The following is a 14,235-nucleotide window of genomic DNA, read 5'->3' as shown; positions in this document are numbered from 1 at the left end:
TTTCTATGAAAAGGATAATAGATCTTATGCGGATAGATCTTATGGGATTCAAGGGGAAAAAGGATACTGACTTTAAGTTCTTTCTGTTCTTTACGATAGTGTTGAGTATAGCTCTTATCTTTGCAGGCTCTTTCGTTTCACTGTTTGTTCTGGTCGTTGCTATCGTTATATGCAATATGCTGATCCGCAATGAGGAGAAAAAAGGCTACAGAAAGAGCTTCGGAGTAGTTCCTACGGACAGAAAAAGCGTTGTCATCGCAAGATTTGCCCTGCTTACGCTTCTTACTACAATAACAGGGATAATTGCATTCATTATAATGACAATTGCCAATAAAAGCGGACTTTATGATACTGTTTGGACGGACGGCGCTTACGCGGATACGAACAAGTTCCTCGATGCTGCTCTTACGCCGTTTGTTGATAGATCTGCTTCAAGGATAGTTTTCGGGATAATATTCATGCTTTCACTTATGATAATGTCATCAATGCTGAGGAAATACTACAAAAAGGGCTATAAGCAGAAAAAGAACGCTGCCCTGAAGGGCGTTCTCAAGGTGGTCGGAGGATATTTCGGCTTTGGGATCTTAGCGGCGGTCATAGTGTTTACGCCGTTGAAGAAAGTAGTGTTCCCGGTGATAGCTATGTTATTCACTGTTATAAAGTCGCTTGCGAGACCCTTTGACGGAATGCTTGCAATGCTGCTGTTCATTGTCGTAGGCTACGGATTCGTGGTATATCGGACAGTCTGCGCTGTTGTGGACTATGAAAAGAGAGAGCTGTAAGGAGGGGGAACATGAAACTTATAAATAAACTGATAAGCAGGGCTGCGGCTTTGGTTCTTGCGGCGGGCATCGCAGTTTCAGGCACTGCCTTTGCAGCGGAAAAAGACGAAGGATTTACTTTCCCGTCAGGTCTTTCCTTTAATGCCTTTGAAAAAATGGTCGGGCTCTTAACGAATGCATACGGTTCAGAAATTAATAGTAAGCTGCCGCCTACATCTGCCGCGGTTTTTCACGGCGACGAGATACTGTATACCAATTATGAGGGATACATCAACATGAAAGAGGATCTTGTCAACGACGAAAATGCGGTTTTCGAATGGGGAAGTATATCCAAGACAATGATATGGGTCAGCATAATGCAGCTGTGGGAGCAGGGGGAAATTGACCTTGACGCTGATATACGCACATATCTTCCCGATAACTTCCTGAAAAACCTGAAATACGATGATCCTATCACGGTCACTGACCTTATGAATCATCAGGGTGGCTGGTGCGAGAGTACATACAGGTTATTCGTCAGGGACGCGGCTGATATTGGCTCGCTTGAAGAGGAACTCCGTAAGATAGAACCTGCACAGACCTTCCGTCCGGGTGAGGTGTCGTCCTATTCCAACTGGGGAGCGGCACTTGCGGGATTTATAGTTCAGCGGGTAAGCGGTATGGATTTTACGGACTATGTTCACAGGAATATCCTTGAGCCTCTCGGAATGGAGCATACAGCAGTCTCGGCTGACCACAGTGATAATATGTGGGTGAAGGAGCAGCGTGAAAAGCTTAGATCATACGAAATGCCTCTGATGCTGCCAATCTGGGAGGAAACAGGCTCCGAGCTGTTTTATTGTCCCATATATCCGGCTGGAAGCGCTGTAGGAACTATCGGCGACCTTGCAAGATATGCGCAGGCTTTCGTTGACGATGGTCATCCGCTCTTTGAAAAGGCCGAAACACAGGAGAAGCTGTTCTCAGGCTCATCCTTCTACGGAAATTCTGATATACCCTGCTGCAGCTACGGCTTCTGGTCAAGTGAGTATGCGGTACAGGTATACGGACACGACGGCGGTACAAATTCCGGAGTTGCAAATATGCTGTTCGACCGTGATTTAAAGGTCGGACTTGTACTGCTGACCACGAATTCCAATTATAATTATAATCCTATGTTAAGCCTGCTGCCTGAGTATATTTTCGGGAATTATACTGGTAAGGATCTTTCATCGGAAAACGAAAAGCCTGCCGGTTTCAGTGGGGAATATGTTGCTTCACGATCGACTATTAAAGGAATAGGCAGCTTTTTCAGTTTCCTCGGTGCTGTTAATACGGAAAAGGTCGAAGGATATACGGATATCGGGAATGATGTTTACAAGTATACGTATACAGATGATTATATTGATAAAGTGCATATCCTCGGAATAAGCAGATATTCCGACGGAACCGAGGGAATAAGAGCAGGTGCGGTAGAGTATATGCCTGTAAAGCTGTACGTGCCGAAGATATCCTTGCTGGCTGCATTTTTCCTTTCAGGCATTTCCGCCATATTTGTTCTGCTTGCAAAGCGAAAGCTCAGAAAAGCAAAACTTATCAGCCCGTACAAGGGGGAGTTCATACTCACATGGGCTCAGCTTGCAAAGGCAGCTTCACTCCTTGCGATAGCTGTTATATTGGTCGCTGCAATGTCATCTACAGGACTTGCGAAGTCTGTGGGAGCCTGTGCCGGCATAATACAGATGATAAGCTTTGTGCTCTGCGGGGCAGCCGCCATTGCAGGGATAGCTTTCATACTGAAAAGAAATACCTCAAAAAACGGAAAAATATGCTATATATTCAGTATAGCAGGCAATATCGCAACGGCTTCCGCAATAGCTGTATTCGAGATGTACAGATTCTGGGGCTGCTGATATATACCTGATGCCGCAGCTTGTCTGCGGCATTTTTCTGTTGACAAATAATGCGGGGTGTGTTATAATACATACAGAATTTTCCGAAAGAGGTGTGAGGATGAAAAGATAATTCGCTTTTGAACACATGAATATTATTCTGACAGTGTGATATTTTCAGGCATACTGTCTTGTCATGTTGCCAAAAGTGGATTATGTTCTCATAACCTCTTTTTGCTTTTATATATTGCAGGGTGATGGCTTTACAGGTGCGTCATCTGTTTTTTCGTGAGGTTATAAGTGCGTAATGGGTCCTTTTGGCAGCAAAGGGGCCCTTTTTCTGACCCCGGAAGGAGGAATGAATATGTCACAGATAAGTGTGAATTCCCTTACATTCGGTTATGAGGGAAGTTTTGACAATGTTTTTGAGAATGTGTCCTTTTCCATAGATACTTCATGGAAGCTGGGCTTTATAGGAAGGAACGGAAAGGGAAAGACGACCTTTTTGAATCTGCTTATGGGAAAATATCAGTACAGCGGTTCGATAGATGTGTCTGTAAGATTTGAGTATTTTCCGTATAAGCTTACCGGGGAGCAGTCTGCTCTGCCTGCATACGAATTTCTCGAAGATATAAAGAGCGGCTGTGAGGAGTGGAGAGTTGTATGCGAGCTTGGTCAGCTTGATGAAACTGCGGAGCTTATTTACAGACCATTCTGCACACTCAGTCACGGTGAGCGTACCAAGGTGCTGCTGGCTGTGCTGTTTTCGGGAGAGAACGAGTTCCTTCTCATAGACGAGCCAACCAATCACCTTGACAGGAATGCGCGTGAAGCTGTGAAGAGATATCTCGCTTCCAAGAGCGGATTCATACTTGTATCCCACGACCGCGATCTTCTTGACGCCTGCACGGATCATGTGCTCGTGCTCAACAGGAAGAGCATAGAGGTGCAGAGCGGAAACTTTTCAAGCTGGTGGGAAAACAAGCAGCACAAGGATCAGTTTGCGCTTGCAGAGAACGAAAAGCATAAAAAGGAGATAAAAAAACTGAGACAGGCTGTGAGGAGAACGTCAGAGTGGGCTGACAAAAGCGAGAGGTCCAAGATAGGCTTTGACCCCATAAAGGAAAACGACAGGAGTATAAGCACCCGTTCGTTCATCGGCGCAAAGACGAAGAAAATGCAGAGCAGAGTGAAGAATATCGAAAAGCGGATAGGCAGGGAGATAGAGAAGAAGGAGGGACTTCTCAGCGATATCGAGCGCACTCCGGAGCTGAAGCTCATTCAGCTCGTACATCACAGTAACACTCTCATAAATGTAAGGGATCTCAGTCTGAGATATGAAGGAGCGGAAAAAGATGTTCTTTCCGGACTGACATTTACTGTGAAAAAAGGTGACCGTATTGCTCTGAGCGGCTCGAACGGCTGCGGCAAGTCCACGCTTATAAAGGCTTTGCTTGCTGAATCCGGAGATACTGTACGGGGGGAAGGAATAGTCAGAAATGGCATATGCAATGTCGCACCGGGACTTGTTGTCTCATATGTGGATCAGGATACTTCAACGCTCAGGGGCAGCATACGGGATTTTTCTGATTCGGTAGGGACGGAGCTGAGTATGTTCTGCACGATCCTCAGACAGCTCGGCTTTGAACGCGGACAGTTTGCAAAGGATATTTCCGAGCTTTCCGAAGGACAGAAAAAGAAGATACTGATAGCTGCAAGTCTTCTTACACCGGCGCATATTTATATATGGGACGAGCCGCTGAACTATATCGATATTTTTTCACGTATGCAGATAGAAAAGCTGCTGCTTGAATATAAGCCTACAATGCTTTTTGTAGAGCATGATACCTGTTTCCGTGAGAGAACGGCGACCGGAACAATTGAAATATGAAAGGAAAAAGCTGCGTAAAACGCAGCTTTTTTATAAGATTCAGTTTTTCCGCCTGCTGCTAATCAGAAACAATCCTGCCGAAACCAGCAGAACAGGCATTAAGTTTATTTTTCCTGAGGTCTTGGGACTTTCGGTGCTTTGTACAGTTGCTGCGACTGCGGATGAGGCAGATGCAGCAGCAGGAGCTGCGGCTTTGAGACTGATCTCCTTCTGCTTAATGAAGTCAGGCTCATTTATACGCAGCAGCTCGTAAACGAGTTTGCTGCCGCTTTTGTAAATAAAACTGTAATGTGCGTCAGCTATGCCTATAGTTGTTGAAAGATATCCCGAATGAGCATATGTGAATTTCAGCGGCAGGCTTTTGGTTTCTTTATATGCTGACTCTGTTGCGGAGATGAGGACATCTCCTTCGGTGAGTATGAATTCCCTTTCTCCACGGGAATGATCGTGACCGAAGAGGTAAATTATGTTCATTTTATACTTTTCGGCATACGAGTTTATAAGCGCTGCCAACTCATAGGAATGGTCAACATTATAAGCGTTTGCGCCTGTCCAGCTGCCGACGGTATAGCCGCTGAGATTAACGCTCTGAGGCTGTACGCCGAGTACGTGCAGACCGGCATGGGCAGAGAAAACTATCAGCTCGCCGTGATAATCCTTTGCTGTATCGCTTAGAAAGCTCTCTATCTGATCTCTGATACAGTTGTAATCCTGTACTGTCAGAGCGCCGGATTCAGTGTTTATCGTATCGTAATTGATTCCGTAGACTATCACGTTTCCGGCAGCTGTGCTGTTAGTGCCGTTTTCTGCGACTTCCGCAGAGCTTCCGCGGAAGATGACACCGCAGCCGTCCGAAAAGCTTTCGTCAGCACCGAGCCCGGCGGCGACTGACCATTCGGATACAGCGGAGCCGGAATCGTGGTTGCCTGCAACGAATACGGTATCAAGTCCGCCGAGATAAGGCTTCAGGCGCGGCAGATACCTGTTCGCCATAGTATCGTGATCCATAGTCGGACCGTTTATCATGTCGCCGGTACATATCACCAGTGACGGTATATAACCGCCGGTGCGGTCAAGAACTTCCTCTATTGCTTTGCCTATAAGGTCGTACTGCTCATGTACATCGGAAAAGGTTATGAAGGAATCGGGGACTATGCCCTTTGTGATAACAAAGACCGCGTCCTGAGACTTCTCGCGGTAGTAGTGGTCTTCACTGTCATGTGCTTCGACAATACAGCTTACCCTGTGGACTCCGGCAGCTTTTCCCGCAAGGTCTCCGGCAGTGAATGAAAGTCCGTTTCCGTCTTTTTCTTCACCGTCCGTGAACCACCTTACGCTGTCGGTTATCAGTGAATCATCAAGGAGCTCTACCGAGAATTCCGGAGCCGCATAACCGCTCCCTTCTATGACGAAGCTGTCTGCACAGGGCTGAGTTTTTATACACCTTGCAAGCTCTTTTCCGCTTGTGTATATGTTTACCTGAGCAGCTTCCGAAGCGTTGTACGTACAGCCGAAGTGTACATCGTCAGCAGCCGAGTAAGAAAGGTATGTTATCTTTCCGTCGTCGTTGTAGAAAAGTCTGCTGCCGTCGAAATTCCACGTCTGATCGCCTGAGTTCCACCAACCCTGAGTCAGATAAAGGTCTCCTTCATGGCAGCAGAGACGGTGGGTATCAGTATAAAGTTCATTATAATGAGTAGCGGTGCTTGTGACCATTTTCTCCTCTGCGAAGTGCCAGATATATTCGGCGCTGATACGGTCATCAGCTGTGAGCATAGCGCTGCTGCCGTCAGGGCGGCTGACGGTAATGAGGTAGTCCCTGCCGTTTTCAAGTTCTGTGGCTTTGAACCACTGCTGACCGTTGTCGAGTGTAATTATACCGTTTGCGGAAGTAGGCGGAACAGTTTCTGTAAAGTCCTCAGCTGCTCCGTAAACATCGGCGGCAGAAAAACTGATTATAAGAACTGTCGAGACTGCCGCAAGCAGTTGAGGGATTTTGTAATATTTATTGATAAGTGTCACCTCCGTAAAATTTCGGAACATCAGTATTATAACATCAAATCAATTATATGTCAAACAAGGGGAAGCGTTTTATTATTTCCGAACGGTCTGTGCATAAAAAATCCCGGAGAGATGATATTCAGCTCCGGGATATTTTTATGAGTAAGGTTATTTATGTCTGCGTTCCGGGAAGCGTTGATAGTATGCTTCCTTGTCTGCGTACATTCTTTCATCCGCAAGGCTCATGGTATTCCTGATGTCATTCCTGCCCTCATCGCAGCAGTATCCAACAGCAAAGCTCACGCCCTCGGCGTTATCGGCATAGTTGCGGAGCCTTGCGATCTTCTGTTCAAATTCCTCATCGCTCATGCCTGATACGAAAACAGTGAACTCGTCGCCGCCTGCACGGTAGACGTCCTGTCCGATAAAGGTGTCCTGAAGTATAAGAGCAGCATTCTTCAGGAGAAGGTCGCCTGCGATATGACCGCTGTTGTCGTTGACCTGTTTCAGACCGTTGAGGTCTGCAAAGACAACGCGAAGGTTTTCGGGATATTTTTTCTTGCCTTCAACGAGAGCGTTAACGTAGTTGTTCATGGCGTTGCGGTTCTTTATACCTGTGAGGAGATCGATAGTGCTCATTATCTCAAGACGGTTGAGTAGCTGGTAGTTCGCAATGGCGTAGGCGATGAAATATGTTGTGGATTCAAGTATATCCTTGATCTTGATAGTGTTTTCAACGTCGAAATCGGTAGCCCAGATATAGCCCTTTGTCTCACCGCCGTAGTTGATCGGGAAAAGCACGAGGGTATTTACGTCATACTGCTTCAGTGATTCATACCATACCGGATTCCTTGCCCTGAGTATCTCCATGTCCTTTTCGTCCTTGATTATCAGGCAGTCGCTTCCGTCAATGGTCGCAGGCCATGTTGAAACTATATCAAAGAATGCTCCCGTTACGATCTTATCTATCGAGCCCTTTGAACCCTCAATAACGTGATTGTCGCTAAGGAGCCGGCACATTCCGGCGCTGAAATCCGTGAGCAGGAGTACGCAGCGGTTGGCATTACTTATCTTTCTGATATGAGCAACCACCTCATCAATGGAGGTCTGGAAATCAGAGCCGCTGTAGAGCTTTATACAAGCCTGCAGAACATTTGAAGCGATCTCAAGGGAGGTGTTCGACATAAGCTCGGAATTCGGTTCCCTGGAAGCTGTATAGGTATAGGTGCAGTAGCCTATATTCTCATCGTCGCTCGTTACCGGCATGAAGAATAAATTGAACCATATATCAAAGCGTTCAGGGTGTACGTAGGCGTGTAGAACCTCTTTTTTTACCGCTGACTTGTAGCAGTAGTTCTCGAAATTCATATCATAGGGGAAATACTTGGTGTAAAGGGAATTCGGAACAAAAACCTTCTCCTTTGCAACATCGGTCACAGCGTCGTCGTTGCGCTCTATCGAGTCGATATATGCTTTGTTTCCGTCAACTATCCTGATGTCGCCATAGCTGCCGTCCGGTTTCTTCTCAACTGACATTATGCAGGTCACAGAATCGCACTTGTCCAGATATTCACGGAAATCCATATTAATTACCTCTCAGTCCATATATAATCCAAATACATATCATGCATTTTTGATATTATAGCATATTATAAAATATCTTTCAAGGAACATTTTGTTAACTTTTTTGAGCTTGTTACGGGAAACGGCTGTATACTGTACGGATCTGCGTAATTCATTTTATCAATTAAAGAATGTTGTAAAAATGCACAATCAGCGGAATAAAATATTGTGTGTGCGTACAAATTTTTAAGTACAGATCTAAAGTTGTATTTACAAATCTTATTATTTATGTTATCATAAAGAAAAATCCGGTACTTATCGGTTTGGGAGGATATTATGGAAGATTATAAATATATTACTATCGTTGAGTGGGCAAAGAACTATATTGCGTCAAAAGGACTGAAGCCCAAGGACCGTTTTCTTACGGAAAAGGAGCTTTGCGAAATACACAATGTTAGCAGACAGACTGTAAGACAGGCTCTGATGTGCCTTGAAAACGAGAATGTTATAAGCAGGGTACGCGGCAGCGGCGCATTTATTTCGTCAGGTTTCACACAGCCTGTACCGACAGTACAGACAAGGAACATAGGTGTTATATCGACATATTTTACTGATTATATTTTCCCGCAGATAGTTACTGGTATCGAAAGCGTCCTTAATGATTCGGGCTTTTCGATGCAGCTGGCCATAACACATAATAAGGTGGCAGAAGAACAGCAGGCGCTTCAGAGCATGATATCCGGAGGAGTTCAGGGACTTATCGTCGAACCTTCAAAGAGTGCCCTGCCGAATCCGAATATGGAGCTTTATGATGAACTCAGACGGAATAATATCCCGGTGGTATTCTTCAATGCAAAGTATCCGTGGTCGGATTATCCGTGCGTTGCAATGGACGATGAAGCAGCCGGAAGAGTCGCGGCTGATTATATATTTGACTGCGGCCACAGAAAGATCGCAGGAATATTCGCACTTGACGATATACAGGGACATAAGAGGTACTGCGGTTTCACAAAGAGCTGCATTGCGCACGGACTGAAAAACGCAGAGGACAATGTACTTTGGTTTGCTACCGCTGATAAGAATTTGATTTTTACATCCGGCGAGAACAGACTGCTTGAGCTTCTCGGTGAAACGACGGCGGTTGTCTGCTATAATGACAATATCGCTATAAAGCTGCTTCAGTTCTGCAAGGAACACGATATATCCGTGCCTGGCGATCTGTCTGTAGTGGGTGTGGACGATTCAAAATATGCTTCTATCTGTGATGTTCCGCTTACAACTGTTGCCCATCCGCAGAGAAGGCTCGGTGAGGCAGTTGCTGAAAAGCTGATAGACAAGATAAGCTCTTTTTCAGACAACGAAGGAGATATAATCTTTACCCCGGAACTTAAAGTACGTGAGTCAGTGAGAAAAATAAAAAATATGTAAATACAAATTGAAAAAAATGCAAGCAAAGGACTGAGGGGTATTATCTATGATTGACAAAAAAGAGACGGTGCAGGACGTTAAACGTCTTGACATCAAGAAGATCGAAGAGCTTTTACAGAGCGGGAGCCTTGAAAGCTGTGACGATACTCTTGATTCCATTCTTAATGAGGTCGAATATTCAAGGATCAGGTCGCTGATGATAAGGCTGTATGTTTGTATGGACATATATGTGGCGGCTCATTCATTTGCACGCAAGATAGGCATAAGCAATGAGAAATTCTTCGGCCATTTCGGGACGGCTGACGATATCGGATCAGACCTTATGACAGCTGATGATACTATGAAGTTCCTTCACAAGATCGTTCACGACTGCATAAGATGGCGCATAGAATCGGCAAAAGAGAGCAGCAGGAGCATTGTTGCCAAGGCAAGGGACTACATAGACAAAAACTATATGAATGATGAACTGTCCCTCCTTGTCGTGGCGGAGGCTGTCGGGCTCAGCCCTTCGTATCTCAGCGCACAGTTCAAGAAAGAGTATGGAAAAAACTTGTCCGAATATATTTCAGTTGCGAGGATAGCTCACGCAAGGGAGCTGCTCTGCTGTACGTCCAAGATGATATATGAAGTCGCTTATGATGTAGGGTTCAGGGATTACCGCTATTTCAGCCAGATATTCAAGAAGTATACAGGACAGACTCCGAGGCAGTTCCAGAACAGTGCAAATGTATGCCCATAAAAATTCTTAACATCACATTCAAAAAATAATAAACATTTTGAGTAATATTTTCGGTATCAATGTAAGTACAAATTGATTATAATGTAAGTACAAGTTAACGCCAGGGACGTTAAAATGCATAATAAGTTCAGATGGAGGAATTTTGATTATGGAAATGAAGAAAATATTTGCAATGGCAGCAAGCACTATCATGTGCGGAGCTTTGTTTGCAGGCTGCGGCGGTACAAACAGTTCGTCAAACTCAGGCAGTTCGTCAAACTCGTCCAATTCCGCAACTGCGAACAAGACAGAAAACGAAGGCGGTTCGTCCGATTCACTTATTAAAGTAGGCATCATTAATAACGATCCGAACGAGTCCGGCTACCGTACAGCTAATGTTAATGACCTGAAGGCTACATTCACAAAGGAAAACGGATTTGACGCTTCTTTCAAGTACAGCCTCAAGAATGAGGATCAGATCAATTTTGCGCAGAAGTTCATACAGGACGAGGTCGATTATCTTCTCCTTTCCGCAGCTGATACTGCAGGCTGGGATTCAGTTCTCAAGGACGCGCAGGCTGCAGGCGTAAAGGTTATCCTCTTCGACCGTACCATTGACGCTGACGAGAGCCTCTATGACGCTTCGATCGTTTCGGATATGGCAAAGGAAGGTGAGCAGGCGGTTGACTGGCTCAAATCCCAGAACCTGAAGTCCTACGATATTATCCATATCCAGGGTGTAATGGGTACGGCTGCTCAGAAGGGCCGTTCGGGAGCTCTTGATGCAACAGCCAAGGAGCTCGGCTGGAACATTGTTACACAGCAGACAGCTGAATGGAATGCTGAAAAGGCGCAGCAGATCGTTCAGTCCGCTATAGATGCCAATAAGAAGTTCAATGTTATCTATGCTGAGAACGACGATATGGCAAAGGGAGCGGTTGCTGCTCTTGACAAGGCAAATATCTCACACGGCGTTGACAAGGATGTAGTCGTTATAGGCTTCGACTGCAACAAGTGGGCGCTTGAAGAACTTAAAAAAGGAAACTGGAACTATGACGGACAGTGCAATCCGTTCCAGTCAACTTATATAAAAGAAGTAATCGAAAAGCTCGAAAAAGGTGAGACCCTCTCTCAGAAAACCATTATCATGGATGAAAAGGGCTTTGATGCAAAGACAATTACCGACGAAGATGTAAATCAGTACGGTATCTGATGAAAGTGTTACAGGACACTGAATAACAAAATAAAGTGCGGTGACGCATTCGTGAATGCTCTTGTCACCGCACTAATTTTAAAACTTTTCCGCAAGGAAATTTGCGGATGAGCATGAAACTCACTTAGGAGGAAAAGCAATGCAAGAGAAATCATTGCTGGAAATGCGAGGGATATATAAATCATTTCCGGGAGTAAAGGCTCTGAGAAATGTGGATTTTACGCTCCGTGAGGGAGAGATACACGCTCTTATGGGCGAAAACGGCGCAGGTAAATCAACTCTTATAAAGGTTCTTACGGGTGTGCATATAAAAGACAGCGGAGATATCTTCATAAAGGGACATGACGGTCCGGTACAGATACATTCTCCGCAGGAAGCGCAGAACCTTGGAATAAGCACCGTTTATCAGGAGATATCTCTCTGCCCCAACCTTTCTGTCGCAGAGAATATATTCCTTGGCAGAGGCAAAAACAGACTCGTTAACTGGAAAAGTATGAACAGTCAGGCAGGTAAACTGCTTGATTCACTCGGTATAGCCGTTAAGCCCAATCAGCAGCTTGCAAGCTGCTCTATCGCGGTGCAGCAGATGGTCGCTATCGCAAGAGCTGTCGATATGGAATGCAGCGTTCTCATACTCGACGAGCCGACGTCTTCACTGGACGAATCAGAGGTAGAGAAGCTCTTTAAGCTTATGAGGCAGCTGAAGGAACGTGGAGTAGGTATAATATTCGTTACTCACTTTCTTGACCAGGTATACGAGGTCTGCGACAGGATTACCGTACTCAGGGACGGACAGCTCGTGGGAGAGTATGAGATCGAAAATCTTCCCCGTGTTCAGCTCGTTTCAAAAATGCTGGGCAAGGAACTGGACGATATGGCGGATATCAAAAATGATATGCCTGCTTTCAGCGATAAGTCAAAGGAATATGTGTATGAAGCGGAAGGGCTTTGCAGCTCAGAAGGCATCAAGCCATTCAACTTCAATATACGCAAAGGTGAAGTCAACGGCTTCACCGGTCTTCTCGGTTCGGGCAGAAGCGAGTGCGTAAGAGCTATTTTCGGAGCTGACAAGGTCACAGGCGGAAAAGTCAAGGTCAAGGGCAGGGAAGTAAAGATAAACAAGCCCATCGACGCTATGAAGAACGGTATTGCCTATCTTTCCGAGGACCGTAAAAGCGACGGTATCGTAGGAGATCTTTCCGTCCGCGATAATATCATACTTGCACTTCAGGTGAAAAAAGGATTCTTCAAACCGTTCTCAAAGGCTGAGGCGGTCAAATTTGCTGAGGAATACATAAAGCTGCTCGATATCAAGACAGCTTCGGTAAATACACCTGTAAAGTCTCTTTCAGGCGGTAATCAGCAGAAGGTAATTCTCGGACGCTGGCTGCTGACAAAGCCGGAATATCTCATTCTCGATGAACCTACCCGCGGTATTGATGTAGGCACTAAGGTCGATATACAGAAGCTTGTGCTGAAGCTCGCTTCGGAAGGCATGAGCATAACCTTCATTTCCTCGGAAACTGATGAGATGCTGCGTACTTGTTCAAGGCTGCTCGTTATGCGTGACCGTAAGCTTGTAGGCGAGCTTACAGGCGATCAGCTTACTCAGAACACAATTATGAATACAATCGCAGGAGGTGACCGGGAATGACAGGAAAGAGCAGAACTGCGGGCAAAAGTTCATTTTTGTCTGCAATAGTGAGAAATCAGATATTTATCCCGATCGCTGCGCTGCTTATACTTGCGATCTTCAATTTTATAGCTGATCCGTCATTCTTCAAAATAACGATAGGATATAACAGCAACGGCGACCCGGTCCTTTCGGGAAATCTTATCTCGATAATAGACTACGGCTCAGAGCTTGCGATACTTGCTATCGGAATGACGCTCGTAACAGCTGCTTCACGAGGACAGGATATCAGCGTCGGAGCGGTAATAGCCATCAGCGGCAGCGTGGTGCTGAGGGTGCTTTGCGGAACTAATTCACGTCCTGAAACACTGCAGGCTCCTATTATAGTTGCATTCCTTATTAGCTGTCTTGCGGCAATGGCCTGCGGCGCTTTCAATGGTGTTCTGGTCTCTGTATTCAAGATACAGCCTATGGTCGCAACGCTGATACTCTTTACAGCCGGACGTTCGATAGCGGCATGGATAAACAATAACGAGCTCCCGGTAATTACTGACAGAACTTTCACGTTCTTCGGCGGTTATATTCCGGGAATACCGGTGCCGACACCGTTTTTCATCACAGTAGCCTGCATAATAATTATTTGTCTGGCTCTGAAATTCACAAACCTCGGACTGTATGTTCAGTCAGTCGGAATCAATGAAAAGTCCTCACGTCTGAACGGTCTCAATCCGGCGTTTATCAAGTTCATAACATATGTTATACTTGGACTGTGCGTAGCAGTGGCAGGCTTCATCAAAGTCAGCAGACTTTCAACTATCAACTATTCTGTAGTTGCGAAGGATATAGAAATGGACGCTATCCTTGCCGTTGCCCTGGGAGGCAATTCGCTCAGCGGCGGAAAATTCAAGATATCTGCGTCAATACTCGGAGCGTATGTTATACAGTTCCTTACCACAACGCTTTACAAATTTCAGGTGCAGTCGGATGCTCTTCCTGCCTATAAAGCGGTAGTAGTTATCGTTCTTGTGGTACTCAGCGCACCGATAGTAAGAGAAAAGATAGCAGCAGTTTTCAAGAAACTGCGTGCTCCCGCCGGTGCGGTGAGCAAAAGCTGAAAATGAAGGCGTGGAATGGA

Annotated in this window: 10 protein-coding genes; 8 read left to right on the top strand and 2 right to left on the bottom strand. The window is 45.6% G+C overall.

The features are described from left to right. The first annotated feature begins 5 nt into the window (after nt 1-5). The 3 genes from QZZ36_RS02975 to abc-f all read left to right on the top strand — a co-directional run bounded on the left by QZZ36_RS02975 (nt 6) and on the right by abc-f (nt 4,544). Entirely contained in the window at nt 6-782 is a 777-nt protein-coding gene (locus tag QZZ36_RS02975; RefSeq protein WP_295076480.1) for a hypothetical protein, read from the top strand. 11 nt (nt 783-793) lie between these two features. Beyond that, a complete protein-coding gene (locus tag QZZ36_RS02970; protein ID WP_295076479.1) occupies nt 794-2,674 on the top strand; it encodes a serine hydrolase domain-containing protein in 1,881 nt (626 codons plus the stop codon). A 343-nt stretch (nt 2,675-3,017) separates the two neighbouring features. Beyond that, a complete protein-coding gene (gene abc-f / locus QZZ36_RS02965; protein ID WP_295076477.1) occupies nt 3,018-4,544 on the top strand; it encodes a ribosomal protection-like ABC-F family protein in 1,527 nt (508 codons plus the stop codon). Nucleotides 4,545-4,583: 39 nt separating this feature from the next. Here the strand turns inward: abc-f and QZZ36_RS02960 are convergent, their stop codons facing one another. Together QZZ36_RS02960 and QZZ36_RS02955 are read right to left on the bottom strand one after the other, a co-directional pair. After that, nucleotides 4,584-6,587: a metallophosphoesterase gene (locus tag QZZ36_RS02960; protein ID WP_295076475.1), complete on the bottom strand. Its 2,004-nt coding sequence runs from the start codon at nt 6,585-6,587 to the stop codon at nt 4,584-4,586. A 126-nt stretch (nt 6,588-6,713) separates the two neighbouring features. Further along, nucleotides 6,714-8,129 (bottom strand): GGDEF domain-containing protein, encoded by a 1,416-nt coding sequence (locus QZZ36_RS02955; RefSeq protein ID WP_295076473.1) that lies wholly within the window; start codon nt 8,127-8,129, stop codon nt 6,714-6,716. Nucleotides 8,130-8,444: 315 nt separating this feature from the next. Here QZZ36_RS02955 and QZZ36_RS02950 point away from each other — a divergent pair, with 315 nt between their 5' ends. From QZZ36_RS02950 to QZZ36_RS02930, 5 genes are all read left to right on the top strand, one after another. Continuing rightward, nucleotides 8,445-9,536 (top strand): GntR family transcriptional regulator, encoded by a 1,092-nt coding sequence (locus QZZ36_RS02950; protein ID WP_295076471.1) that lies wholly within the window; start codon nt 8,445-8,447, stop codon nt 9,534-9,536. Between the two features lie 46 nt (nt 9,537-9,582). After that, nucleotides 9,583-10,275 (top strand): AraC family transcriptional regulator, encoded by a 693-nt coding sequence (locus QZZ36_RS02945; protein ID WP_295076468.1) that lies wholly within the window; start codon nt 9,583-9,585, stop codon nt 10,273-10,275. 148 nt (nt 10,276-10,423) lie between these two features. Next, nucleotides 10,424-11,467 carry an ABC transporter substrate-binding protein gene (locus QZZ36_RS02940; protein WP_295076456.1) on the top strand — a complete coding sequence of 348 codons (1,044 nt, stop codon included), beginning with the start codon at nt 10,424-10,426 and terminating at the stop codon, nt 11,465-11,467. Nucleotides 11,468-11,606: 139 nt separating this feature from the next. Beyond that, complete coding sequence (locus tag QZZ36_RS02935) at nt 11,607-13,121, top strand: sugar ABC transporter ATP-binding protein (RefSeq protein ID WP_295076453.1); 1,515 nt, start codon at nt 11,607-11,609, stop codon at nt 13,119-13,121. Then, nucleotides 13,118-14,215 carry an ABC transporter permease gene (locus tag QZZ36_RS02930; protein WP_295076451.1) on the top strand — a complete coding sequence of 366 codons (1,098 nt, stop codon included), beginning with the start codon at nt 13,118-13,120 and terminating at the stop codon, nt 14,213-14,215. Before QZZ36_RS02935 ends, QZZ36_RS02930 begins: the two co-directional genes overlap by 4 nt. Nucleotides 14,216-14,235: the final 20 nt, after the last annotated feature.

The sequence above is a fragment of the Ruminococcus sp. genome, from assembly GCF_016287535.1.
Lineage (GTDB): Bacteria > Bacillota > Clostridia > Oscillospirales > Ruminococcaceae > Ruminococcus.
Note: the sequence above shows the minus strand (reverse complement) of the source record. Positions and strands in the feature narration are given on the sequence as shown.

What these genes read in the sequence shown, in the direction of transcription:
- QZZ36_RS02970 (WP_295076479.1), top strand. Translation starts at nt 794, where the DNA reads ATGAAACTTATAAATAAACTGATAAGCAGGGCTGCGGCTTTGGTTCTT.
- QZZ36_RS02940 (WP_295076456.1), top strand. Translation starts at nt 10,424, where the DNA reads ATGGAAATGAAGAAAATATTTGCAATGGCAGCAAGCACTATCATGTGC.
- QZZ36_RS02960 (WP_295076475.1), bottom strand. Translation starts at nt 6,587, where the DNA reads ATGTTCCGAAATTTTACGGAGGTGACACTTATCAATAAATATTACAAA.
- QZZ36_RS02930 (WP_295076451.1), top strand. Translation starts at nt 13,118, where the DNA reads ATGACAGGAAAGAGCAGAACTGCGGGCAAAAGTTCATTTTTGTCTGCA.
- QZZ36_RS02945 (WP_295076468.1), top strand. Translation starts at nt 9,583, where the DNA reads ATGATTGACAAAAAAGAGACGGTGCAGGACGTTAAACGTCTTGACATC.
- QZZ36_RS02950 (WP_295076471.1), top strand. Translation starts at nt 8,445, where the DNA reads ATGGAAGATTATAAATATATTACTATCGTTGAGTGGGCAAAGAACTAT.
- QZZ36_RS02975 (WP_295076480.1), top strand. Translation starts at nt 6, where the DNA reads ATGAAAAGGATAATAGATCTTATGCGGATAGATCTTATGGGATTCAAG.
- abc-f (WP_295076477.1), top strand. Translation starts at nt 3,018, where the DNA reads ATGTCACAGATAAGTGTGAATTCCCTTACATTCGGTTATGAGGGAAGT.
- QZZ36_RS02935 (WP_295076453.1), top strand. Translation starts at nt 11,607, where the DNA reads ATGCAAGAGAAATCATTGCTGGAAATGCGAGGGATATATAAATCATTT.
- QZZ36_RS02955 (WP_295076473.1), bottom strand. Translation starts at nt 8,129, where the DNA reads ATGGATTTCCGTGAATATCTGGACAAGTGCGATTCTGTGACCTGCATA.